This window comes from Streptococcus porcinus, assembly GCF_901542335.1.
Classification (GTDB): Bacteria; Bacillota; Bacilli; order Lactobacillales; family Streptococcaceae; genus Streptococcus; species Streptococcus porcinus_A.
In genome coordinates this window covers 640,997-665,702 of the sequence record NZ_LR594036.1, presented here as the reverse complement: position 1 = coordinate 665,702, position 24,706 = coordinate 640,997, and the positions used below count along the sequence as shown (strand labels likewise).

24 protein-coding genes are annotated in these 24,706 nt (G+C 37.3%); 5 read left to right on the top strand and 19 right to left on the bottom strand.

Annotated features, from left to right (window positions below; genetic code table 11):
* Nucleotides 1-6: 6 nt before the first annotated feature.
* The 15 genes from FGK96_RS03215 to miaA form a co-directional block, all read right to left on the bottom strand.
* Nucleotides 7-603: a dTDP-4-dehydrorhamnose 3,5-epimerase family protein gene (locus FGK96_RS03215; RefSeq protein WP_138081281.1), complete on the bottom strand. Its 597-nt coding sequence runs from the start codon at nucleotides 601-603 to the stop codon at nucleotides 7-9.
* Nucleotides 603-1,472, bottom strand: a complete 870-nt coding sequence (rfbA, locus tag FGK96_RS03210) for a glucose-1-phosphate thymidylyltransferase RfbA (protein ID WP_138081279.1) — start codon at nucleotides 1,470-1,472, stop codon at nucleotides 603-605. The genes FGK96_RS03215 and rfbA overlap by 1 nt, the downstream gene beginning before the upstream one ends.
* 56 nt (nucleotides 1,473-1,528) lie before the next feature.
* The gene (locus FGK96_RS03205) at nucleotides 1,529-2,629 is read right to left on the bottom strand and encodes an NAD(P)/FAD-dependent oxidoreductase (protein WP_138081277.1); all 1,101 of its coding nucleotides are present in this window, start codon (nucleotides 2,627-2,629) and stop codon (nucleotides 1,529-1,531) included.
* Nucleotides 2,630-2,639: 10 nt separating this feature from the next.
* The gene (locus FGK96_RS03200) at nucleotides 2,640-3,461 is read right to left on the bottom strand and encodes a ZIP family metal transporter (RefSeq protein WP_138081275.1); all 822 of its coding nucleotides are present in this window, start codon (nucleotides 3,459-3,461) and stop codon (nucleotides 2,640-2,642) included.
* 14 nt (nucleotides 3,462-3,475) lie between these two features.
* Complete coding sequence (locus tag FGK96_RS03195) at nucleotides 3,476-4,264, bottom strand: Nif3-like dinuclear metal center hexameric protein (RefSeq protein ID WP_138081273.1); 789 nt, start codon at nucleotides 4,262-4,264, stop codon at nucleotides 3,476-3,478.
* Nucleotides 4,254-4,940 carry a tRNA (adenine(22)-N(1))-methyltransferase gene (locus FGK96_RS03190; protein WP_138081271.1) on the bottom strand — a complete coding sequence of 229 codons (687 nt, stop codon included), beginning with the start codon at nucleotides 4,938-4,940 and terminating at the stop codon, nucleotides 4,254-4,256. Before FGK96_RS03190 ends, FGK96_RS03195 begins: the two co-directional genes overlap by 11 nt.
* Nucleotides 4,941-5,009: 69 nt before the next feature.
* A complete protein-coding gene (gene nth, locus FGK96_RS03185) occupies nucleotides 5,010-5,660 on the bottom strand; it encodes an endonuclease III (protein ID WP_138081269.1) in 651 nt (216 codons plus the stop codon).
* Entirely contained in the window at nucleotides 5,657-6,340 is a 684-nt protein-coding gene (locus FGK96_RS03180) for a DnaD domain-containing protein (RefSeq protein ID WP_138081267.1), read from the bottom strand. Before FGK96_RS03180 ends, nth begins: the two co-directional genes overlap by 4 nt.
* A gap of 63 nt (nucleotides 6,341-6,403) precedes the next feature.
* Nucleotides 6,404-6,922, bottom strand: coding sequence for an adenine phosphoribosyltransferase (locus tag FGK96_RS03175; RefSeq protein ID WP_003084090.1), 519 nt, complete (start codon nucleotides 6,920-6,922; stop codon nucleotides 6,404-6,406).
* A 125-nt stretch (nucleotides 6,923-7,047) separates the two neighbouring features.
* On the bottom strand, nucleotides 7,048-9,252 hold the full coding sequence (recJ, locus tag FGK96_RS03170; RefSeq protein WP_138081265.1) for a single-stranded-DNA-specific exonuclease RecJ: 2,205 nt from the start codon (nucleotides 9,250-9,252) through the stop codon (nucleotides 7,048-7,050).
* Nucleotides 9,249-10,013: an SDR family NAD(P)-dependent oxidoreductase gene (locus tag FGK96_RS03165; RefSeq protein ID WP_138081263.1), complete on the bottom strand. Its 765-nt coding sequence runs from the start codon at nucleotides 10,011-10,013 to the stop codon at nucleotides 9,249-9,251. The genes recJ and FGK96_RS03165 overlap by 4 nt, the downstream gene beginning before the upstream one ends.
* The gene (gene rnz, locus FGK96_RS03160; protein ID WP_138081261.1) at nucleotides 10,010-10,942 is read right to left on the bottom strand and encodes a ribonuclease Z; all 933 of its coding nucleotides are present in this window, start codon (nucleotides 10,940-10,942) and stop codon (nucleotides 10,010-10,012) included. Before rnz ends, FGK96_RS03165 begins: the two co-directional genes overlap by 4 nt.
* Nucleotides 10,943-10,947: 5 nt before the next feature.
* Entirely contained in the window at nucleotides 10,948-11,589 is a 642-nt protein-coding gene (locus FGK96_RS03155) for a cystathionine beta-lyase (protein WP_138081259.1), read from the bottom strand.
* Entirely contained in the window at nucleotides 11,582-12,820 is a 1,239-nt protein-coding gene (hflX, locus tag FGK96_RS03150; protein WP_138081257.1) for a GTPase HflX, read from the bottom strand. Before hflX ends, FGK96_RS03155 begins: the two co-directional genes overlap by 8 nt.
* Before the next feature lie 91 nt (nucleotides 12,821-12,911).
* Nucleotides 12,912-13,802, bottom strand: coding sequence for a tRNA (adenosine(37)-N6)-dimethylallyltransferase MiaA (gene miaA / locus FGK96_RS03145; RefSeq protein WP_138081255.1), 891 nt, complete (start codon nucleotides 13,800-13,802; stop codon nucleotides 12,912-12,914).
* A 132-nt stretch (nucleotides 13,803-13,934) separates the two neighbouring features.
* On the opposite strand from miaA, the gene FGK96_RS03140 reads away from it, so the two are divergent.
* Complete coding sequence (locus FGK96_RS03140) at nucleotides 13,935-14,111, top strand: DUF3042 family protein (protein WP_007893139.1); 177 nt, start codon at nucleotides 13,935-13,937, stop codon at nucleotides 14,109-14,111.
* 134 nt (nucleotides 14,112-14,245) lie between these two features.
* On the opposite strand, the gene FGK96_RS03135 is transcribed toward FGK96_RS03140, so the two are convergent.
* Nucleotides 14,246-15,232 (bottom strand): rhodanese-related sulfurtransferase, encoded by a 987-nt coding sequence (locus tag FGK96_RS03135; RefSeq protein ID WP_138081253.1) that lies wholly within the window; start codon nucleotides 15,230-15,232, stop codon nucleotides 14,246-14,248.
* A 168-nt stretch (nucleotides 15,233-15,400) separates the two neighbouring features.
* Between FGK96_RS03135 and FGK96_RS03130 the strand changes: the two genes are divergently transcribed.
* Nucleotides 15,401-15,706 carry a hypothetical protein gene (locus tag FGK96_RS03130; RefSeq protein ID WP_138081251.1) on the top strand — a complete coding sequence of 102 codons (306 nt, stop codon included), beginning with the start codon at nucleotides 15,401-15,403 and terminating at the stop codon, nucleotides 15,704-15,706.
* Nucleotides 15,707-15,785: 79 nt separating this feature from the next.
* Here FGK96_RS03130 and glgP read toward each other — a convergent pair whose 3' ends face one another.
* The 3 genes from glgP to FGK96_RS03115 all read right to left on the bottom strand — a co-directional run bounded on the left by glgP (nucleotide 15,786) and on the right by FGK96_RS03115 (nucleotide 20,691).
* Complete coding sequence (gene glgP / locus FGK96_RS03125) at nucleotides 15,786-18,050, bottom strand: glycogen/starch/alpha-glucan family phosphorylase (RefSeq protein ID WP_138081249.1); 2,265 nt, start codon at nucleotides 18,048-18,050, stop codon at nucleotides 15,786-15,788.
* Between the two features lie 21 nt (nucleotides 18,051-18,071).
* Complete coding sequence (gene malQ / locus FGK96_RS03120; protein ID WP_138081247.1) at nucleotides 18,072-19,571, bottom strand: 4-alpha-glucanotransferase; 1,500 nt, start codon at nucleotides 19,569-19,571, stop codon at nucleotides 18,072-18,074.
* A gap of 82 nt (nucleotides 19,572-19,653) precedes the next feature.
* Nucleotides 19,654-20,691 (bottom strand): LacI family DNA-binding transcriptional regulator, encoded by a 1,038-nt coding sequence (locus FGK96_RS03115; protein WP_138081245.1) that lies wholly within the window; start codon nucleotides 20,689-20,691, stop codon nucleotides 19,654-19,656.
* Between the two features lie 212 nt (nucleotides 20,692-20,903).
* Here FGK96_RS03115 and FGK96_RS03110 point away from each other — a divergent pair, with 212 nt between their 5' ends.
* The 3 genes from FGK96_RS03110 to FGK96_RS03100 all read left to right on the top strand — a co-directional run bounded on the left by FGK96_RS03110 (nucleotide 20,904) and on the right by FGK96_RS03100 (nucleotide 24,583).
* On the top strand, nucleotides 20,904-22,154 hold the full coding sequence (locus FGK96_RS03110; protein ID WP_138081243.1) for an extracellular solute-binding protein: 1,251 nt from the start codon (nucleotides 20,904-20,906) through the stop codon (nucleotides 22,152-22,154).
* A gap of 231 nt (nucleotides 22,155-22,385) precedes the next feature.
* Complete coding sequence (locus FGK96_RS03105) at nucleotides 22,386-23,747, top strand: carbohydrate ABC transporter permease (protein ID WP_138081241.1); 1,362 nt, start codon at nucleotides 22,386-22,388, stop codon at nucleotides 23,745-23,747.
* Nucleotides 23,747-24,583, top strand: coding sequence for a sugar ABC transporter permease (locus tag FGK96_RS03100; RefSeq protein ID WP_003083539.1), 837 nt, complete (start codon nucleotides 23,747-23,749; stop codon nucleotides 24,581-24,583). Before FGK96_RS03105 ends, FGK96_RS03100 begins: the two co-directional genes overlap by 1 nt.
* Nucleotides 24,584-24,706: the final 123 nt, after the last annotated feature.

Sequence of the window (24,706 nt, the reverse complement as noted above, 5' to 3'; positions counted from 1 at the left end):
ACACTTTTATGATAAGTCTTCTTTCTGCAATGGTTTAACATCTTTTAAATAAGGATGGTTTTTATCAGCATCTGACACTTCAGCTGCCTCTAAATTCTCCCATTGAATACCTAGACTTGGGTCTGCATAGTTGACAAAGGCATATTTTGGTTTTAACTCTAATGCCCAATAATCGTTTACTAAATAACTGTAAGAAACTGTTTCTGACAAAACTTGGAAACCATTAGCTACACCACGCGGAACAAAGATTCCTTTTGATGCATCAATAATCGTTTGATACACGTGACCAAAAGAGTCACCCTGACGTAAATCAACCCAAGTTCCCAAAACTTTTCCTTGGTCAGCGACTGAAATGTATTTGTCCCAAGGTTCAGCGTGCAAGCCACGAAGAACATTTTTCCGAGAAAAAGATACATTGTTTTGTAGTTTACCTTCTGTAAAAAAGCTTTCAGGAAAACCTAATGGAACCATTTTTTCCTTTTGAAAGTTTTCTTTAAACCAACCACGGTTATCGCCACGAACCGGAATATCAAATTCTAATAGGCCTGGAATGGCTTCAATAGGGTGACAAGCTAATTCTTTATCAAAAAATTGTTCTGACATTAAGCTTCTCCAATCAAACGTAAAAGGTATTGACCATACTCATTTTTCTTCAATTCTTGTGCTAAGTTATGCACATCTTCTTTGCTGATGTAGCCCATACGGTAAGCAATTTCTTCAAGGTTGGCAACTTGAGCATTTTGCAACCGTTGAACTGTTTCAATGTATTGAGATGCTTCAAGTAAGCTTTCATGAGTCCCTGTATCTAACCAAGCAAAACCACGCCCCATCAGCTCAACTGATAAGTCACCACGGTCCAAATAGGCTTTATTAACATCTGTAATCTCTAACTCACCACGAGGACTTGGTTTAATATTTTTTGCAATTTCAACGACGTCATTATCATAGAAATAAAGGCCTGTTACTGCATAATTTGATTTTGGCTCTTCAGGTTTTTCTTCAATTGACACAGCGTTCATCTCTTGGTCAAATTCGACCACTCCAAAACGTTCAGGGTCTTTAACTTGATAACCAAAAACAGTCGCTCCTTTTTCTTTTGAGGCAGCCTTTTGTAACATTTTTGTAAGGCCATTACCATGATAAATGTTATCACCTAAAATGAGAGCCACGTGATCGTCACCAATAAAGTCTTCACCAATAATAAAAGCTTGAGCAAGACCATCAGGACTTGGTTGCTCAGCATAAGACAATGAAATGCCAAATTCACTACCATCTCCTAACAATTCCTCAAATCGTGGTAAATCTTGAGGAGTTGAAATAATGAGGATATCCTTAATTCCTGCCAACATCAAGGTTGATAGCGGATAATAAATCATCGGTTTGTCGTAAATAGGCATCAATTGTTTTGATGCAGCACGTGTTAATGGGTAAAGGCGAGTCCCAGACCCACCAGCAAGAATAATACCTTTCATGCGTAATCTCCTATTTCTTATAGTCTCTAACATTCTATCATTTTTTAAGATTGATGTCACATTTTACTACGTTTTACATAGTTTTGGATAGGATAATTGGTAATATCCAGTATTTTTTCGTCTTGCAATAGCAAAGCTACCAGTTCGCGTCCAATCAAGGGACCTACTGTTAGGCCAGAGGAACCAAGGCCACTAGCTGCAAAGGCGCCCTGCATATCAGGTACTTCTCCAAAAAAAGGCAAAAAATCACTAGAATAAGCCCGCGTACCAACTCTTACTGTTCGGCGCAAAGACCTGTCTAATTCTGGATAGTAATGTCGAGCTGATTCTTCTAGAGCTATCAAAACGTCCTCATCAACAGATAGATCAAAAGCTTGATCATTTTCATGACTAGCACCGAGGGCTAAATGCCCATCTAAAAAGGGAATAAGATCGATTTCTCCTTCTGGCATGACCACTGGTAGGTCATCGGTAGCTAGATTCCTTAGTTGGTAATCAATCAGTTGTCCTTTTTGTGGACGAATGTCAACTTGATACCCTAATGGTTCAAGTATCTGCCCTAACCAAGCACCGGTACAGAGAAAAACATGATCAAAAGCTTGGTTCTGAATAATAAAAGTATCCCCTTTTTTTATAAGAGAAACCTTGCCAGGCACCAGCTGATAAGGAGTCGCCATTAATAGAGTCTGGCAAAGTTTAGCACCATCAATGCGCGCACCACCTTCAGCAAAAAGAAGACGCTGAAAACCTTCTAGCCCCGGGAACTCTTTGGCAACCGCTTCTTTATCTAGTATCCTCACATCACCAATTAAAGGAGCATCTTGTCGGCGATTCTCGGCTAAGGCTTTTAATTCTTCTAACTTACTGTTGTCTTTTTTGAGAAGATAAACACCATTTTTTTGATAAAAGCTGGGCCTTATCCCTTCTTCAGCTAAATCTCTTATCAGTGTTTGATAAAAACTTGCTCCATTGCTGGCAAGTTGATACCAAGCCTTGTTCCGTCTTTTAGAAAACCACGGACAAATAATACCAGCTGCTGCTTTGGTTGCTTGTCCATGACCATCATCAAAAATAGTGACATCTGTAATGCCACTTCTGTGTAAATAATAAGCTACAGTGGAGCCGACAATCCCTGCTCCGATAATTGCTACTTTCATAGTAACCTTTCTAGCCTAAAGCCACGTCTAAAATCATCATCAATACAAAACCGAGCATCAACCCCATAGTGGCGATATCAGTATTACCATTTGTCTGTGACTCAGGAATCAATTCTTCAACAACCACAAAAAGCATTGCTCCAGCTGCAAACGACAGGGCATAAGGCAAGACAGGCATCATAATAATGACTAATGCAGCACCTAAAACCGCGCCAATCGGCTCAACAATAGCTGACATTGCTCCCCAGTAAAAAGCGTTGAGACGACTCCTACCATCTGCACGGATTGGAATTGACAATGCTGCTCCTTCTGGGACATTTTGAAGACCAATACCAATAGCTAAACTCAACGCACCCAAAAGGGCTAGTTTAGAAGCTCCAGTGTGTTCCAAAGATCCAAAAGTGACACCAATTGCTAAACCTTCGGGAATATTGTGGATAGTAATGGCTAAAAATAAAAGGGCTGTCTTTGATAACCTTTTCTCAGGTTTCAACCCTTCCATTTCAGACATATCTTTGTCCAAATGCAAATGAGGGACAATAGCATCAATACTTCTAATAAAAAGGGCTCCTACCAAGAAACCAATCGCAGCTGGTAGCCAAGACCATTGTCCATAGTCAGATTTAGCATATTCTATAGATGGTGCTAACAAGGACCAAAATGAAGCTGCTATCATAACTCCAGCCGCAAAGCCCATCATCACATCCAGAAGTTTTCTGCTAATCCGTTTAAAAAAGAAAACAATAGCAGCTCCTAAGATGGTGCAGCCCCATGTAAAGAGACCTGCTAAAAAAGCTAGGAAAACTGGGTTTTGGTTAATTAACCAATTCATAGGAAACCTCACCTTTATAAATGACTAAATGGATTGGTCGAGACTTGACTAGCTAAAATCGTTAGTGGCCAATTCTCAGCAAGCTGCCATTCTGTCAGTTTTTCAACAATCTTCTCAATAAACAAGGATTCAATATGATGACCAGGATCAAGACCCAGTAACCCCTCAGTTAGCATTTCCTGAGCTGTATGGTAATAAATATCCCCCGTTATATACAGGTCAGCATGTTTTTTAATAGCGTCTTGATAAAAATCATCTCCAGAACCTCCACAAATGGCCACACGTTTAATGAGCGGATTATCCTGATTGTATCGTATCAAGCGAACAGCATCTAAAGCAAAAACTTCCTTTACTTTAAGGGCAAAGTCTTCCAAATGAATAGGATCAACATCACCAATCCGACCGATTCCATAACCCTCTTGAGTCTCAGACAAATAATTCCGGTTCTGAATGTCTAAAAGCTGGCAAAACCAATCATTTAAACCATCAGGTACAATGTCAATGTTAGTATGACTGACATAAACAGCAATGTCATGTTTAACCAAATCCAGTAGTATATTGCGTTGAGGGCTAGCTACTAAATCTTTAAGGCCTTTAAAAATCGGGGCATGCTTCGTGATAATCAAGCCAACATTGGCAGCTATCGCTTCTTGAACGGTCTGCTCCCGAACATCTAACGTTACCATAACCTTATCAATTTCTTGTTCAAAACTCCCAACTTGTAGGCCAAAAACATCCCCAGGCATTGATAATTCCGGTGGACAAAACGCCTCATATTTCTTGATAACATCTCTAACTTTCATTGATTAGCATCTCCTTGATGATTTTCATTTTTTGGGAAATGGCCGAGCGATCCAGTTGATTATCTTCTGGGATACATGAAAGAGCATAGGCCAGTTTGTCTAGCTCTCTTTGCCATTTGGCTCTAAAAATTGGCGATTTTTCTTTAGATAATAAGGGACCAAAACGACACTCTAAATCCGTCAACGCCGTAGAGCCAGGCAGTGCCTGAATAATCTCATAATATTTGCCATTTTCTTCTAAAATACTTTCAGCTGTGATGGTAAATTGATTGGCTGCTAGCCAATGGCGCAAGTCATCTTCACGATTATTAGGTTGTAAGACAAGCGTTTCAATGCCTGCCAACTTTTCTTTTCCTGCTTCTAAGATCTCAGCGATGAGACGTCCTCCCATACCACAAATAGTAATCGTTTTGATGTGGTCTTCAATAGTCATAGCCTCTAAACCACTAGCTAGCCGAGCTTCTATTTGCTTATCTAGGCCTGAAGCCTCGATATTCTTCTGAGCAGATAAAAAAGGACCCTGCACAACTTCACCTGCGATAGCAGCTTCAATGTCTCCACGTTCAACTAAGGCGATGGGTAAGTAGGCATGATCACTTCCAACATCAAGTAACTTACGGTTATGAGGGATATAGTCTGCCACCATCTGCAGACGCTTTGATAAAATTGTCTCCATTATCTCATCTTTCTAACTATTACTTGCTCTATTATATCAAATTAGTAGCTAAACTAAAAGAAAGCCTTGTTAGGCCTTCTTTGAATGTTCTTTATAGTAGAGACAATACTTTTGCAAGGGACAAATCTCACACTTAGGCTTTTTGGCTAAACAATGGTAACGACCAAAGAAAATCAAGCGATGATGGGTAATAACCCAATCTTTTTTGGGGACCTTCTTCATCAAGTCAGCTTCTATTTCAGCCACACTCGCATCTTGATTAGATATATTTAGTCTTTTTGCTACTCGAGCAACGTGTGTATCAACCGCAATTGATGGAATGCCATAAACTTCTCCTAATACAACATTAGCGGTTTTCCGTCCGACTCCCGGTAATGCTTCTAGTTCTGTATGCGTCTTAGGTATCTGACCATCAAATTCTGCTAAAATTAACTGAGCTGTTTTGATAATATTTTTGGCCTTATTCTTATAAAGCCCTATCGTGCGCAAACTATGCTCCACATCAGTCAAGTCAGCATTGGCTAAATCCTCAATCTTTGGGTACTTAGCCCAGAGAGCAGGTGTTATTTTATTGACAGCCTTGTCAGTAGTTTGAGCAGATAAAATGACAGCAATTAACAAATGAAAAGGAGTATCCCAGACTAATTCACCCTTAGCTTCTGGAAACATCTGGCCAATAATGGTTAAGACTTGGCGTAATTTGTCACGTCCAATTTTCATTGCTCACTCCATAAGTTCATGGCTGACAAGAAGTCATCTGACACAGAAACGTTAGAAGGACTGGATGCTTCACGTTCTCTTTTTCGTTCTTCCACTTGGTAAAGGTTAGTAATTCCTTCCTTCCGCCAATTTCTAAGAATTGCCTGGATATATTTCCAATTGGTTTTGCCATTAAAAACGGCTTCTTTCAAGGCTTCACGCACCAGCTCAATGTCTGTCTTATCTTCTGAAATAGTTTTCTCTAAATCTTCTAATTCAAAAGGACTTAAAAATCGTCCCAGCTCACGTTCAAACTCTTCAACTATTTTCTTAAACTGGTTGGGGTCATCCTGAATCACCTCTACTTGCATTTGTTCTTTAGCCAATAACTGATCAAGTTTAATAAAAACCGGACTAGCATCAATTAAGGTTTCGATTTCATCAGCAATTTTTATGGTTTTCATATTCAATAAATCTTGATTGTTCAAATTAGCAATTGACTTATTGACTTCAGCGACTGATTTACCAAGGGCATTAGCAATCTGACTAGGTGCTAGTTCTTCCACTCGAGTTGTATTTTGTAAGTAAAAGAATTGCCATACTAAAAAGTCATCGGCATTGGAAAAAATATCTTTAAAATGAAAAAGTAAGGCACTTGGGTAAACCAAATTGCCTGACTTATAACTATCGTAATAACTCATAATACCTCTATCAAGGTTTAGACAAGTAAACCTATTCTATCAGTGTATCGCCTGCTAGATTTATTAACCAGGGAAGTTCATCAGAACTTTATAGTCAATATCTTTCAAAGCATTGCGACCATTTAATCCGTCTAGTTCAATAATAAAAGCACAACCTGCAACAATACCGCCAAGTTTTTCAACCATCTCAATCGTTGCTTTAACAGTACCACCCGTTGCCAGTAAATCATCAACAATCATAACTCTTTGTCCTGGCTTAATTGCATCTGCATGCATCGTTAAAGTATCTATACCATACTCTTTTTCATAATCTGCTGAAACAACTTCGCGAGGTAGTTTTCCCGGCTTACGGACAGGCGCAAAACCAATGCCTAATTCTACCGCGACAGGGCACCCAATAATAAAGCCACGCGCTTCAGGTCCTACAATCATATCGATTTCTTTATCAGCTGCATATTGGCAAATTTCTCTAATCGCGTAACTATAAGCTTTGCCATCAGCCATTAAAGGAGAGATGTCGCGAAAAGTAATGCCTTCTTTAGGATAGTTTTCAATTGAGGCGATATAAGGTGTTAAATTCATAATAAGTGTTTTCTTTCTCCTTAGCTTAAAGCATAAAATCAAATACTCTTAATTATAGCACGAAATGGATTTTTCGTAAATGAAGTGCCCCTCTAAACAAATAATTTCTAACCTTTAGCTTTTCCCTAATCCAATCCCATCAAAAATGCATAGATGTCTTCAGGTCTTGCTAGAGCCATTAATTCTTGAAATTTAACCAAGCTTTTTAAGTCTTGATAAATATGACTTTCAGTAATTTCTCTCTTAGCTGCATCTTTATTAACTGTCATTAAGCCATCACTAATGGTGACAAAGTTCAGCTCTTCGAAAATTTGAATCATCTTCACCAACAAAATTTTGTCAATTTTTAAGTAATCACTCAGTTCTTGCAATTTAAAACGGACATCAAACTCAGGAAATTGATAGATAGTTTTATAAAGACGAGCAAATTGTTCCTTACTGCCATAACCCGTTAAATAATAAGGTTTCTCAATGACATTTTTAAAGTAAATTTGCTTATAATCTTGTTTTTGAAAATTCTCTTTTAAAGCAATCTGGTCATCAGGAACCTTATCAAGAACAATTTCCTCATTGAAGGGATTTTCAGAATACAAGGCCACATTCTCTGGTATACCTGCACTTTTAGCACGGATATCAATTAATTGAAGTCCAGTAACACGCGCATCGACCAGCATTAATTGCAAAGTAGTCTTACCATTCCAGGAGTTAACAGATAAGGTTACAGCAAGTTCTAAACCTCTTGCTTGTTGGAAATCTTGTACTAAATGTCCTTGGTTGAAGGCTAAAAGATCGGTTGTTACAGAGCCTTTTTGAAGACGAAGCTTAAGATGAGCACTATTTGCTCCTAGAGTTCTAGCTTGTAGTAATTGAAAATCTTGTACTAAAAAAACAGGCTTAGGATTTCCCATACCAAATGGAGCAATACTCTGTAAGCTTTTTAAAAGTTCTATAGACAAATGCTCCAAATCTAAGATTGAATCAATCATTAAGCTATTTTTTTGCTTACAATCAATTTGATTCTCTACAATAAAATCACTAAGTGCTTGAGCCAAAGCCTCTAAATTATCGACAGGTAGCGTCATTCCCGCTGCTCCAGCATGGCCACCAAATGCTGTCATTAATTCCCGTTTTGCATTTAATGCTTCAAAAATGTTGATTGCGTCAATGCTACGGGCTGAGCCTTTCGCATAACCATTATCACAATTTAAAACAATAACAGTCTGACTAATCTCTTCCATGATGCGACCAGCAACTATACCCAAAACACCTGGATGCCATCCCTCTTTTGCGAGAACCTGAACGGGCTTACTAAGATCAACCATTTGTAAAGCCTCTTCATAGATTGTCTGGACAAGGGCCTTTCGTTCCTCATTTTTAAGGTTAATCATTTCAGCAATGGCTAGAGCTTCCTCTTCGTCAAAACCAGTCAACAATTCAATGGCGGGATTGGGATCATCAAGGCGACCTAGAGCATTTAACTGGGGTGCAATTTTAAAGCCAATAACCTCTTCATTAAATTGATCAAAATCCACACCAGCTAGGGCCATCAATTCTTGAAGACCTACTCGCTCAGTATGGCGTAAAATAGAGAGTCCATTTTTAACCAAAATGCGATTCTCGTCCTGGAGACTAACCATGTCAGCTACCGTTCCAATAGCGACCAAATCTAAGAATTCTGTCGGAACCTCTTCCAGTAGTGCTGTTGCCAATTTGAAAGCAACGCCACAGCCAGCTAGGTATTTAAAAGGATATTCAGCATCTGGATGCTCTGGATGGATAATTGCAAAAGCTTCAGGCAAAGTATCAGGAAGACCATGATGATCCGTCACGATAACATCAACTCCCTGCGCTTGCGCAAAAGCTATTGCTTCATGACCAGAAACACCATTATCAACCGTTATAATTAGAGAGATAGCTTCCTGCTGAATAAAATACTTGTAAACACTGAGGTTGGGCCCATAACCGTCGGTAAAACGATTTGGTAGGTAAACTCTTACCTCTGCTCCCATCATTTCAAGGGCTTCTTTCATGATAGATGCTGAAGTCATGCCATCTGCGTCATAATCACCATAGACTAAAATCTTTTCGGCATTTTCAATAGCCTGTCGAATCCTAGGCACTGCTTTTTCCATATCATTAAGCAAATAGGGATCATGTAGATGAGAGAAATCAGCATGTAAAAAAGTGTCTACTTGCTCAGGTGTCTGAATCCCACGTTCATAAAGAATTTGCGCACTTTCTTGGGATAATCCTTCTTTTTTAGCAAGTTGAAAGAAGCCAGAATCTGGCTTCTCTTCTTGTATTTCCCATTGATACTTTGCTTTTATCATTTATAGTTAAAAACCTTTCTTGCAAGATAATCTGACAGCCTTGGGAATAAGCTATAAAACAGATGTGTGACCGCCAGTGTCCAAGGTAAGTTTAGCTCTCGCTTGTTTTTACCAAGTATGGCTACTGTTTTCTTAGCCACATTATCTGGCTCCAGTGCAAAGTTATTGACACTCTTCAAATATTGTCCTGAAGGGTCAGCTTGATCAAAGAATCCTGTTTTAATAGGTCCTGGATTGATCGTTGTGACGTATACATTTTTTTCAGCTAATTCTAAGCGTAAAGCATTTGAGTAGCCAATCATCGCAAACTTTGTTGCTGCATAAACACTTGATTTACTGGTTGCCACTAAACCAGCCATAGAGACAATGTTAACGATGTGACCATGATTCTGCTCTGCCATTTTAAGACCTATTAAACGTGAAAAATCAATGGAAGCTAGAGTATTAACCCTAAACATCTCTTCAATTTCTTGATGTGTGTATTGGTCAAAGGACTTAAAAGAACCAAAGCCAGCATTATTAATCACTATATCAATAGTTGGAAATTCTTGGTAGATATCCAAGAGCAAGCTGTTAATGGCTTGCGCATCACTAATGTTAATTTGAAAACACTTTTTGTTGGGATACTCTTTATATAAGGTTTCTAATTTATCTTTATTACGGCCCAATAGGAGTAATAAGTCTGTCTTTGGTAGCTCCTTTATGATAGCTTGGGCCAAACCTCCTGAAGCCCCCGTTATAAGAATCACTCTTTTTGTCATTGAATCCTAATTTCCTCTAAATCTTTAACTATTTTGACGTTGGCAAAAATAGCTGCTGCATCTTTCTCCATTTGACGGCAATCGCGCCCCAAAAACCGAGCTGAAACATGATTCAAGAGCAAGCGCTTCACACCTGCATCTTTTGCAATTTGGGCCGCTTGTAAGTTCGTTGAATGACCATGATTGCGTGCAATCTTGTCATCGCCTTTTCCGTAAGTCGCTTCATGAACAAGGACATCTGCGTCTTTTGCTAATCTCTGACTGGCTAACGATTTGCGCGTATCTCCAAGTATAGTAATAATCTTCCCTTTTTTAGGGGCAGAAATGAAGTCTTTTGCCTGGATCAGGCGACCATCTTCTAATGTCACATCTTGGCCATTTTTGATTTTGCCAAATAGAGGACCAAAAGGAACTCCTGCTTCTTTTAAAGCCTCGGCATCAAGCGTGCCCTCTAAGTCTTTTTGAACAACACGATAACCTAGACAAAAAATAGTATGAGCTAAACCTTCTGCATAAACTGTAAATTTGTCTGTTTCAAGAATTTTACCTAAGTTATCCTCAGCCAATTCATGGTAATGAATCTTATAGGGAAGACGGGAGCCGGATACTGATAGGCTGTTTTGAACAAAGGATTTAATCCCTATCGGACCAAAAATCTCAACATCTGTTTGTTCTTCACTTGCTTGAAAAGCTCGACTAGAAAGAAAACCTGGTAAACCAAAGATATGGTCTCCATGCAAGTGAGTGATAAATATTTTTTCAATTTTTCTAGGTTTGATTGTTGTTTCAAGAATTTGTCTCTGTGTTCCTTCACCACAATCAAACATCCAAATTTCGTTAATTTCATCAAGAAGTTTCAAGACAAGGCTCGAAACATTCCGCTGTTTGGCTGGCTGACCAGCACCAGTTCCTAAAAATTGTAATTCCATACATCCTATTCTTTCTCTTGATTGATATAAATTTGGCATTCTTTCTGTTGGAATGCATAATATTTGTTTCCTTGATATTCTTGACTAAGAGAGATGACTTCTTGGGCATTATAGCCTGATAAAAGAATAACCTGACCAGATTGAGTTCCCTTAGTTAAGAGGGCATCTTTTAAAACAATCTCCTTTGTATTTTCAAATGGAAAAGGTCTTGTTTGCATTTTAATCAACCCCTCTTCAAGAAAGACCACATAATGTGGGAAAATTTGAGCAAGCTCTAATAAGAGGTCATCAGATATCACTTGGTCACCTTCTGAAAAAACGAGCGCCACTTCTTTAGCGTTTTCAAAAGCCAAGCCAAAGGAACGTCCTGAGAGATTTAAGCGTATAAACGGTTTTTCTTCTAGAAAGCTTGGTTGCTTTTGAAAAAGCTCAAAAGCCTTACTGAGTTCAAAAAAGTAATCAGTTGCTGCCTTTGGTGACTGTTTTTGATAAATTTCTGCAAAATAGGCATTAATGACACTTGGTGGTGGCGTAATAACTTTTAATTTTTGATCATGACTTAAATTCTTCAAAATTGTCTCTAAGTAACTTTTATCAAGCTGTGTAAAACCACCCATTTTTATCGCAAGTGCAACATAATCAATCATAAAATTCTTCTAATCTCCATTTATGTTTAGGGTTAATATAACCTGAAATCTCTTCAACTTCCTCTTCAAAACGATAAGAGTCCAGCAAAGCAATTTTATTTAAATCATACAATTTATAAGCTTTTTCCTGATGCACTTTAATCGAAAAAGGGTGATATAACTCTTGAATCTGATGACTGATAATCCGTCTCAACAAAGATCTACTTTCGGGGTCCTTAGCTGATAGTCTTACATTTGGAAAAGCTGTCGCCGTTAGATGATCTGCTTGATCCATTTTATTGTAGATAACAAGACGAGGAATATCGAGCATCTCTAAATCTTTCAAAATATCTAGAACCACTTTTTCTTGTTCAGAATGATTTGAGTCACTGGCATCAACAACGTGCAACAGTAAATCAACATAGCGACTCTCTTCTAAAGTTGATTTAAAAGCTGCTACTAATTCTGTCGGTAAATCTTGAATAAAACCAACAGTATCTGTTAAAGTTGCTCTAAATTGATTTTGTAAATAAATTTGCTTTGTCGTAGCATCCAAGGTTGCAAAAAGCTCATTTGCTTCGTATTGGCCATCATCTGTCAAGACATTCATAATTGTTGACTTGCCAGCGTTAGTATAACCAATTAAACCAATTTTAAAAGTGTCAGACTGTACCCTTCGATCACGAATTGTTTGACGATTTTTTTCAACAATTGCAAGTTGTTTCTCAATATCAGAAATCTGATGTCTGATTGAACGACGATTCAGCTCTAGTTGGCTTTCGCCCGGACCACGACTTCCAATGCCACCCGCTTGGCGACTGAGCATAATCCCTTGACCTACTAATCGAGGTAACATGTACTTCAGTTGAGCTAAGTGAACTTGCAATTTGCCTTCGTGACTGCGAGCACGCATGGCAAATATATCTAAAATCAACTGCATACGGTCAATAACTTTAACCTCTAATATTTCTTCTAAATTGGCATTTTGTCTAGGAGTTAGGCGATTGTTAACGATGACGGTGTCGATGGCATCAGCATCGATCATTAACTTAATCTCGTCAAGTTTACCGGAGCCAATAAAGGTTTTACTATCATATTTTTCTCTTTTTTGGAGATAAGAGCTAACAACCTGAGCACCCGCTGTTTGAGCTAGACTAGCTAGTTCTTCCATAGACATATCAATATTTTCTGTGGTCTGTAGGGCAACACCTATTAATACTACCCTCTCTTGCTCAACTTTCGTCTCTGTCATCACTATAGGCTAATCCTCCAAATTTCGTAACCTTTATTATACCATAAAAGTGCCTCACTACTTATAAAATTAAATGCAGTACTTTTGAGTACTAATCTTTTAAAAAGGCCGCTACTTTCTGCTCAATAGTCATAGGGTAGTCGCTAGCAGAAATAGGATAAAAGTCTACAGACATTCTATTTCGAAACCACGTTAACTGTCTTTTAGCAAAGCGTCGAGTATTCTGCTTTAAATGGGCACTTGCTTCTTCTAAAGTCTCATCGCCTCTAAAGTAGGAGAATAATTCTTTATAGCCAATGGCTCTACTTGCTTGTGCAGTTGGGAAATTCTCATAGAGCCATTTGGCTTCTCTCAATAGCCCCGAAGCCAACATCCTATCGACTCTTTGATTGATTCTATCATAGATAAGTTCTCGCTCATCATTTAAACCAATAATCATACTTTTGTAGGGGAAATCCTGGTTGCTTAAATCCTGACCAAAACGCTGTAATTCTAAGGCTCTGATTGCGCGTCGACGGTTTAATTCAGGAATAACTAGGCCGTTATGTTCTACCATAGCAAAGATTTCCTTTGTTTCCAAAGATTCTAAATCCTTACGGTAGTTTAAAAGAGCTTCTTGATCAAGGTTCCCGCCCAGATGATACCCTTCCAGTAAGCTTTGCAAATAAAGCCCAGTACCTCCTACAATAATAGGAAGTTTCCCCTTTGCTAAAATTGTATTAATAGCTTTTTTAGCATCATTAACAAAGTCAAAGGCAGAATAAGTATCGGTGACTTCTCGAATATTAATAAGATGGTGGGGAACTGCTTCTTGTTCGGCTTGAGTCGCTTTTGCTGTTCCAATATCCAAATGACAATAAACTTGTTGACTATCACCTGAAATAATTTCACCATTAAACACTTGTGCTAACCTTATACCTAGCTCTGTTTTTCCTACCGCCGTTGGTCCAACAATGACGAGGATTTTTTCTTTATTTGACATAATCTTCTTTCTTGTTTTATTCTCTCAAAAAACATCTTTCTCTTGATATTTCGAGGAAAATTCGTTAACATATATTATAACATAAGTCTTAAGTTCAACAGAATTAACGCCTTATAGAAACGGAGAAAAGTTATGTCTAAGAATTATCAATTCGCTAAAGGTTTAGCAACTGGTGTCCTGGCTACTGCCGCAACCGTTGCAGGTGCAGTTTTTGCAGTCAAAAAAACAATTATTGAACCTGAAGAAGAAAAAGAAGCATTCGTAGAAGAAAACCGTAAAAAAGCAGCGCGTAGACGTGTTGCTCGCTAAGACAAAAAGTCTAAGCTAGTGCTTAGACTTTTTGTTATGTAAATCATAGATAACCATTTTAGAGATTGTGCACTGATTTAACAGATCTTGGTAGATAATAAAGAAGAGATTCAAATTGAATCTCTTCTTTATTATTAAACTGTTTCTAACTCTGGTAAATGCTCACCAATTGCTTCTAAACGACTAGCCCACTCTTGACGGCTTAGTCCATTTTCTGCTACATAGCGATTTCGTTCATGAGCTCGACATTCTGGTGAACAGCCACGAACATATTTTGCTTCATTTGCCTCTGAAGCAAAAATTTGCTTGTTACAGAAAAGATTAGCACAATTAACATAACGTTCACAAGGGGTATCATCAAAATAATCTCTTGCAATTACCGTTGGGTTTACATGATTAATTGGCACTGCGATACGCTCATCAAAAACATACATTGCTCCATCCCAAAGCTCGCCTTGAACTTCTGGATCTTTGCCGTAGGTTGCAATACCACCATGTAATTGGCCAACATCTTTAAAACCTTCACGAACCATCCAGCCAGAGAATTTTTCACAACGAACACCACCTGTGCAGTAAACAACAACCCGTTTTTCCATAAACTTGTCTTTATTGTCTCGGACCCACTGAGGTAAATCTCGGAAATTACGGATATCCGGACGAATCGCTCCGCGGAAATGTCCTAAATCATACTCGTAGTCGTTACGTGTATCTAACACGACTGTATCTTCATCTAAAAGGGCTTCTTTAAATTGCTTAGGATTCAAATATTCACCAGTCAATTCTAACGGGTTGACATCTTCATCGAACTGATTATCTTCTAAGCCAAGATGAACAATTTCTTTTTTATAGCGGACAAACATTTTCTTAAAGGCTTGCTCACCTTCTTCATCCATCTTAAACCATAAGTCGGCAAAGCGTTCATCACTATGAACCCAATCCATATATTTCTGAGTTGTTTCATAGTCCCCAGAAACTGTACCGTTAATTCCCTCATCAGCAATTAAAATCCGACCTTTTAAGCCAATAGATTTACAAAAAGCCAAGTGTTCAGCAGCATATTCTTGTGCATTTTCAATAGCAACATACTTGTAGTAGAGTAAGACTCTAATTTTTTCTGACATGATATCTCCTATGTTATCAAAAGTTTTACATACTATTATACCGTCACTAAAGGAGGAGACGCAAAAAATAAGCTTGCTCATCAATTCACAAAAATCGAAATGATTGACTCCCTAATTGAAATATGACAAAATGAGGTATTATTAATAGCTAGTAAAAAGGAGGCCTTAATGTCCTACGAACTTTGTCTTGAATATGGTACCTATCCTCTCACAGTTCTTAATGCACAGCTTGACGAAGATAATATCATTCCAACATTTATCAAAGGCAACCAACCATTGTTAGATAAATTAGATCGTGTAAACACGCTTTTCCATGAGCTTTTCTTAACGATTGAGTGTCAATTTCACTATATTGGACATGAATTTCCTGAAAAAAGGCAAGCCATTACACAACTATACAACGAAATTGTTCAAGAGTTACAAGAAAACTATGCTGACCAAAAAATTAAGATCCATCGCCTTTTAATCTCTTAACTTGTGATTAGTAACCTTCCAGCTTTAAGAAAAATAAGCAAAACCTCAGTTGCACGCAACTGAGGTTTTTAGGTTAAGGCTAATTTGAATGCCAAATTTCTTGGTTATATTGCTCAATTGTTCTATCTGAAGAGAAGAAACCTGCTTTAGCAATATTATTCACAACTTTAGTCATCCACAAGTTCTGATTCTCATAATCAGCCAACATTTTTTCTTTGACGTCAATGTATTCTGCTAAATCAATCAAGGTCATGAACCAATCTTTATTAATAAGTTCTTTATAAAGACGATCAAGTCTAGTCTCATTACCTAGTTCAAGCATTTGTGGACTAATAATAAAGTTAACAGCAGCCTTGATTTCTGGGTGAATATCATAATAATGTTTTGAAACATAACCGCCATCAGCATACAAATTAATAATCGTATCTGAATCTTTACCAAAAGTATAGATATTATCCATCCCCGCTAATTCTGCAATTTCGACATTGGCTCCGTCCATAGTTCCTAAAGTTAAAGCACCGTTAAGCATAAATTTCATATTACCGGTTCCCGATGCTTCTTTTGAAGCTAAAGAAATTTGTTCAGAAATATCACTTGCCGGAATTAAATGCTCTGCTACAGTCACATTGTAATTTTCAACCAAATGAACATTGAGGTAAGGACTAACCTCCGGATCATTGTTAATTAATTCTGACAGGCAAAGAATTAGATGAATGATATCTTGGGCAATGATGTAGGCAGGTGCTGCTTTACCACCAAAAATAACTGTAATCTTACGTTTTGGAAGGTTACCCTTTTTAATGTCTAAATATTTATGAATAACATAAAGGGCATTCATTTGTTGACGTTTATATTCATGGAAACGTTTAATTTGTGTATCTATAATTGAGTTTTCGTCCAAATCGATACCTTTATTGTCTTTCAGGTAACGTTTCAATGATAACTTGTTCTGATATTTAATTTCTGCTAGTTTAGCATGAACTGTTTGATCATCAGCAAAGGCTAACAGTTTCTCCAGTTTTGAACTATCTGTAAGGTAGTCATCGCCAATGAGTTCTTTAATATAATCAGCCAAATCTTGATTAGCAAATTCTAACCAACGACGGAATGTTATCCCATTAGTCTTATTATTGAATTTTTCAGGATAAAGGTCATAGAAAGCCTTTAATTCACTAGTCTTTAAGATTTCAGTATGCAGTGCTGCCACCCCATTAACACTCGTTGCAAAATGAATATCCATATGTGCCATGTGAACGCGACCAGACTCATCAATGATTTGAACTGATTTATCAGCAACTTGTGACGCAATCAACTCATTTAATTTTTCGATAATCACAACTAGATGAGGAACAACTTCATTCAAATAGGCTAATGGCCACTTTTCAAGAGCTTCTGCTAAGATAGTATGGTTTGTATACCCAACCATTTGCTTAACAATTGACACTGCTTCTTCAAAATCAAATCCATGTTTTTCAGTCAATAAACGAATCAATTCTGGAATAACCATCGATGGGTGAGTGTCATTAATTTGAACATAAGCATAGTCTGCCAAGTCATGCAAGTTTGACCCACGTTCAATGGCTTCATCGATTAGGAGTTGAGCTGCGTTTGACACCATGAAATATTGTTGGTAGATACGAAGCAACTCACCATTACGGTCAGAATCATCTGGGTACAAGAATAAAGTTAAGTTCTTTTCAATTTCAGTTTTATCAAATGAAATGCCATCTTTGATTAAGCCATAATCAACACCTTCGATGTCAAACAAGTTCAGATAATTTTTTGTTTCACGCTGGTAGCCTAGAACATCAATACGATCTAAGCGAGATTTCAATGTAAAGTTTTTGAACGGAATATCATAGGAAATCTCTGTCGGAACCAACCATGATTGGTCTTCAATCCAGTAGTTTGGTTCTGCTTCTTGTTCATTATGTTTAAAAACTTGCTTAAAGAGTCCACAATGATAATTGAGACCAACCCCTTCACCATTAATTCCTAAACTTGAGATAGAATCAATAAAACATGAGGCTAAACGTCCCAAACCACCATTTCCTAAAGATGGTTCTAATTCCACATCTTCTACTTCAGCGATGGATTTGCCAGCCTTAGCTAATTCTTCTTTGATTTCTTTATAAATACCCAAGTTGATAAGATTGTTTGATAATAATTTACCAATAAGAAATTCTGCTGAGATATAATAGACCTTACGCTTTGCATCATTTTTAGTTTTATGAGCTGCAGCCTCTTTAACATAATTTAATAACGACAGATAAATTTCTTCATTTTGCGCTTCGGATAATGGTTTTCCAAGACGATTCTCAGTATAAGTTGTGAAAGTTGACATTTTTTCCTCTTTTCAAAAATTTTAGTGTGTGTTCGCTCGACCGTAACGTTCAGTAAGTTGTGTTAAGTAAACTTTATGTTCTTCAGTTAAGTCATCTGCCAGCATCCGCCACTGCCAATTGCCACCAACAGTATTTGGCATATTCATTCGACTCTCAGCAGGTTTATCTAACAGATCTTGCATACAAAGAATGGCATAATCACAGACCGACGCGAAAATAGTACGTAACATAGCCTTCGTAATAGGCTCGTCAGGAGATTTAGCAAGATAAGTATTGACAAATCGTGCTTGCTTAACAGTTAAGTTTTCATACCAGCCATTGATAACTTCATTATCATGGGTTCCAGTATAGGCAATATTATTCCTATCATAATGATGAGGCAAATCAAAGCTTTGACTTGTTTCATCATAAAGCCCAAATTCTAATATTTTCATGCCTGGGAAGCCAGTGGCAGCTAACAGTTTCTCCGCTCGAGCGTCAATGTACCCCAGGTTCTCCGCAATAATCGGAAGATCTCCTAAGACATTTTTTACGGTCTCAAATAGTTCAAAGCCTGGCGCTGAAGCCCAGTGCCCATTTTTAGCAGTCTTGTCTCCCCCAGGAATTTCCCAAAAATCAGAGAAGCCTTTAAAATGATCAATCCGAATAAGATCATACATTCGACAACTTTCTTGAATGCGGAAAATCCACCAAGCGAAATTCGTTTTGAGATGGTTATTCCAGTCATAAATAGGATTACCCCAAAGTTGTCCATCTTCACTAAAGCCATCTGCCGGAACTCCTGCTATATAGAGTGGTTTTTTATCCTGATCAACCTTAAATAATTCAGGCATTGTCCAAACTTCAACACTATCAGCGGATATGTAAATGGGCATATCACCAATAATTTGAATCCCCTTTTGATTAGCATATTCTTTTAATGCAAACCATTGTTGGAAAAAGAAATATTGACAAACTTTATGATAATCTATAAGATCCGCCAACTTCTCTTGGTAAGAAGCTAACGCTTTCTGATCACGTTTGACGATCGCCATATCAGGCCAGTCTTGCAGAGCTTTATTGCTAAAATATTCCTTAATAGCCATAAAATCTGAATAGTCTGCTAGCCAGCTTGCACTTTGCATAAAAGTCTCTAACTCTTTTTTCCCATTGGCTGACGCTAAAAAATTTGCAACTGCTTTTTCTAAAATAGGGCGTCTTGCTGAGAAAATGGTAGCATAATCAACTGACTCAGGATCAGAACCAAAGAAAACTCCTGTAAAATCTGATTGTTCTAAATAACCAGCTTCAACCAAGAAATCGAAGTCAATAAAATGGGTATTCCCAGCAACCGCTGAAAAAGACTGGTAAGGGGAATCTCCAAAACTGGTTGTTGTTAAAGGCAAAATTTGCCAATAGGTTTGCTTGGTTTCTTTTAAGAAATCGACAAAGTCATAAGCAGATTTTCCAAATGTACCAATCCCAAATGGACCTGGTAAGGAGCTGATATGCATGAGGACTCCACTTGCACGTTTATTCATTCTAATACCTCTCATAATAGTGACTATGATGTGATTATAACGCAAGCGTTTGCGTAAGTCAATAAAAAAAAACAATATTTTTTCAAATACTGCTTTTCTTACTATTTTTTAAATTACGAACACTCTCTCTAATCTTAAGGGTAAAGGGCACAAAGATTTTTTGACTAAGAGACTGTTCTTTTGAACTGATAATGTCCATTAATTGCTTAAAACTGGTGATTCCCAAATTATCAACATTAATGTCAAATGTCGTCAGGTAGGGGTGGACCAATTTACAGTATGTTGAATTATTAAAGGTAATAATAGAGATATCGTCCGGAACTTTTAGACCGTGGTATGAAAGCAATTGAATCATTCGAACACTTAAAATATCACCAATAACAATCAAGGCAGTTGCCTGAAAATCAAAAATAGTTTCGGTCAACTCTTCAACACTTATTGGGTCACTACGGTCAAAAAGCAACATTGGATTTGACTCCAAATGTAATTTCATACACCCCTTAAGATAACCAATGTAGCGCTCAGACGCTACTTCTGATTGGAGATCATCTGTAATAAATAAAATACGTTTATGACCATTGTTATATAAATAATTAATTGCTGTTTTAGCCATTAATTGATTATCATTATCAATGTATGTGATATTATTTTCATCGCCTTCAGGTGCTCCGACAATGACAAAAGGGATTTTATTAGCCATCAAATAGTGGCGAACGGGATCATTTAATTCAGAATATAAAATAATAAAACCATCAACTCTCTTTTGAAGATGCATTAGCTTAACTTGTTCTTCAAGAGCCTCAACTGAATTACCAGTTGCAATAGAAATCGTAAAGTGATGTTTCTTAGCCTCATTGGTTATAGTTGATAATATTTGCATAAAAAAAGGCTCTGACAAACGATCAGTGAAAGTTATTGGAGGAAAGACCAGACCAATATTATGCGTTAGGCCACTAGCCAGTATTTGTGCTGCAAGGTTTGGCACGTAACCCAGTTCCTGCATAGCTTTTCGAACTCTCTCCTTTGTTTTCTCAGAGATAGATTTATTATCTTTTAATACCCGACTAACAGTTGATGGATTTACTCCTGCCTTGTTAGCAACATCTTTTATTGTTACCATTCGTACCTCTCATATTATGAACAGCTGTTCTTATTCTACGCATGTGTTTTTTTCCATTATACAATTATCCTTGGAAAAATCAAATCCTCCCCAAAAGTTTTAGCAAAACTAATTTTTTGATATTTTTTTGAAAAAAATCAAAAAAACTATTGACATAAACTGCAAACGGTTGCATAATAGACTTATAAAATATTTCTTAGGAGGAAATGGCTATGAAATCATGGCAAAAAATTATCGTCAGCGGAGCAAGCTTAACACTTGCAAGTGCTCTTTTGGTAGGTTGCTCGTCAGGTTCAAACGATAAGAAAGAATCTGCTTCATCAGACTCAAAAACAATTAAATTATGGGTTCCAACTGGAGCTAAGAAATCTTATGCCGACACTGTTGCTAAATTTGAAAAAGATTCTGGCTACAAAGTAAAAATTGTAGAATCTGAAGATCCAAAAGCACAAGAAAAAATCAAAAAAGATGCCAGTACTGCTGCTGATGTATTCTCCCTTCCTCATGATCAATTAGGTCAACTTGTTGAATCTGGTACTATTCAAGAAGTTCCTGCCAAATATACAAAAGATATTACTAAAAATGATACAGAACAAGCCATTGCTGGCGCTCAATATAAAGGCAAAACTTACGGTTTCCCATTTGGTATTGAATCACAAGTCCTTTTCTACAATAAAGAAAAACTAAGTGCTGAAGATGTTAAAACATATGAATCAATCACTTCAAAAGCTACTTTTGGTGGAAACTTCAAACAAGCTAATTCTTATGCTACTGGTCCTCTATTTATGTCCGTAGGTGATACCTTATTTGGTCAAAACGGTGAAGATGTTAAAGGAACAAACTGGGGTAACGACAAAGGTGTTGCGGTTCTTAAATGGATTGCTGACCAAAAAAATAATAAAGGTTTTGTCAGCTTAGACGCTAATAATACTATGTCTAAGTTTGGTGATGGTTCAGTTGCTTCATTTGAATCAGGACCTTGGGATTATGCTGCTGCTCAAGAAGCTATCGGTAAAGACAAACTCGCTGTTGCTGCCTATCCTAAAGTAACCATTGGTGGTCAAGAAGTTCAACAAAAAGCTTTCCTTGGTGTTAAACTTTATGCAGTTAACCAAGCTCCTGCTAAAGGTGATACAAAACGTATCGCAGCAAGCTACAAACTTGCTTCATACTTAACAAATGCTGAAAGTCAAAAAAATCAATTCAAAACACGTAATATTGTTCCTTCAAACAAAGAAGTTCAGTCTTCTCAAGATGTTCAATCTAACGAACTTGCAAAAACCGTTATTACAATGGGCTCATCTTCTGATTACACAGTAGTCATGCCAAAAGTTAGCCAAATGGCTACTTTCTGGACAGAAAGTGCAGCTATCCTTAGCGATGCCTATAACGGTAAAATCAAAGAAAGTGACTTCCTAGCTAAATTACAACAATTTGATAAAGACATTGCTGCAACAAAATAATAATTATTGAACACCACAAACAAGTTCAGGAGTTGTTACTAATTAGATTACTTGATTGTCTTCTCCAATAGGGAGTGGATCTAGGTCTCAGTACTTATAGGGATTTAGACCACTCCTACTTGTTTTTTATTAAAAAACTAGCTGTATGCTACGTAAACTTTTAAGGTCCTTAAAGGCTTACGTAACATTTAGCTATGTTACCAAAACTATCCTATACAAAGGAGAATATTTATGATACAAAAAAGCTTGGTACCAGAGGTCAGTGTAACTGACGCATTAAAAAAAGGTAGTTGGGATATTAAGCTATCTATATTGATTATGGGATTTGCCAATCTTGTCAATAAACAAATTATTAAAGGTTTACTATTTTTAGTAAGTGAAATTGTTTTTCTAATTGCCTTTGTCAGCCAAATCATTCCGGCCTTTAAAGGTATTATCACCTTAGGTACTCAAACCCAGGGCATGGTTACTAAAACTATTGATGGTATAAAACTACAAGTTGCTGTGGATGGGGATAACTCCATGCTGATGCTTATCTTTGGTTTAGCAGCAATCATTTTCTGCTTAGTGTTTGTTTACATCTATTGGTGTAACCTCAAAAGTGCTAGAAATATCTATCTTCTTAAAATTCAGGGTGAGAAGATCCCTACATTCAAAGAAGACTTTCTCACATTAGCCAACGGTCGTTTCCATATGACACTGATGGCTGTGCCATTGATTGGTATCCTCCTCTTTACCATTTTACCGCTGATATATATGATCTGTTTAGCATTCACAAACTTTGATCATAACCACCTTCCACCTAAATCACTCTTTGATTGGGTTGGTTTTACAAATTTCGGTAACATTTTAAGCGGTCGCATGGCAGGTACTTTTTTCCCAGTCTTCTCATGGACACTGATTTGGGCAGTTTTTGCTACTGTGACCAACTTCTTCTTCGGCATTATTTTAGCTCTGCTGATTAATACCAAAGGCTTAAAATTGAAAAAAATGTGGCGGACGATTTTTGTTCTTACTATCGCTGTCCCACAATTTATTTCATTATTGATTATGCGTAATTTGTTAAATGATGAAGGACCAATAAATGCTCTACTCTATAAACTTGGACTTATCAAACACGCCTTGCCATTTTTATCTGATCCATTATGGGCAAAATTCTCAATCATTTTTGTGAATATGTGGATTGGTATCCCCTTCACTATGTTGATTGCCACTGGTATTATTATGAACCTACCAAGCGAACAAATTGAAGCTGCTGAAATTGATGGAGCAAGCAAATTTCAAGTGTTTAAATCCATCACTTTTCCACAAATTCTCTTGATTATGACACCAAACCTAATTCAGCAATTTATTGGTAATATTAATAACTTTAACGTTATCTATCTATTGACGGGCGGTGGACCAACAAATTCACATTATTATCAAGCTGGAACAACCGATCTTCTCGTTACATGGCTCTACAAACTCACCGTTACGGCCGCTGACTACAACCTAGCCTCAGTTATCGGTATCTTAATCTTTGCTGTGTCTGCGATTTTCAGTTTATTAGCGTATACTCGTACTGCATCATACAAGGAAGGAACTGTTAAATAATGAAAAATAAACGTCGATTCCAACTTGGTTTAGTTTATACTACCTTAACAATACTTGCTATTGTATGGTTGTTCCCAATTGTTTGGGTTGTTTTAACAAGTTTTCGTGGTGAAGGTACTGCCTATGTTAACTACTTCCTCCCCAAAACTTTCACCTTAAACAATTACATCATGTTATTTACTAATGAGTCATTTCCTTTTGGTCGTTGGTTTGCTAATACTTTTATGGTCGCGTCAGCTACCTGTATCATTTCTACCTTCATTACAGTAGCTATGGCCTACTCCCTCAGCCGGATTAAATTCAAACATCGCAACGGTTTTCTTAAATTAGCTCTTGTCCTTAATATGTTTCCTGGCTTTATGAGTATGATTGCTGTCTACTACATCTTAAAGGCGCTAGGTTTAACTCAAACCTTAACAGCACTTGTGCTTGTCTATTCAGCTGGTGCAGCATTAGGATTCTACATTGCTAAAGGGTTCTTTGATACTATTCCATACTCTTTAGATGAATCAGCAATGATTGATGGAGCTACGAGAATGGATATCTTCTTTAAAATAACTTTACCACTATCAAAACCTATCATTGTTTATACAGCTCTATTATCATTCATGGGTCCCTGGATTGACTTTATCTTTGCACAAGTTATCCTAGGTGATGCCACAAGCAAATATACCGTTGCTATCGGACTCTTCTCAATGCTACAAGTTGATACTATTAATACTTGGTTCCGTGCTTTTGCTGCTGGCTCCGTATTAATTGCAGTTCCAATCACTCTCCTCTTTATCTTCATGCAAAAATATTACGTTGAAGGTATTACAGGCGGATCTGTTAAATAGATTTCAAAAAAGAAGTTAAACTTAAATATTTTCTTTCAGAATCCGACAAGCTTAGCATATAGACAAAGAATCTTACTTATAACTAACAACTCCGTAAAAGCCCTAGAAAACTGTTTATTCAGA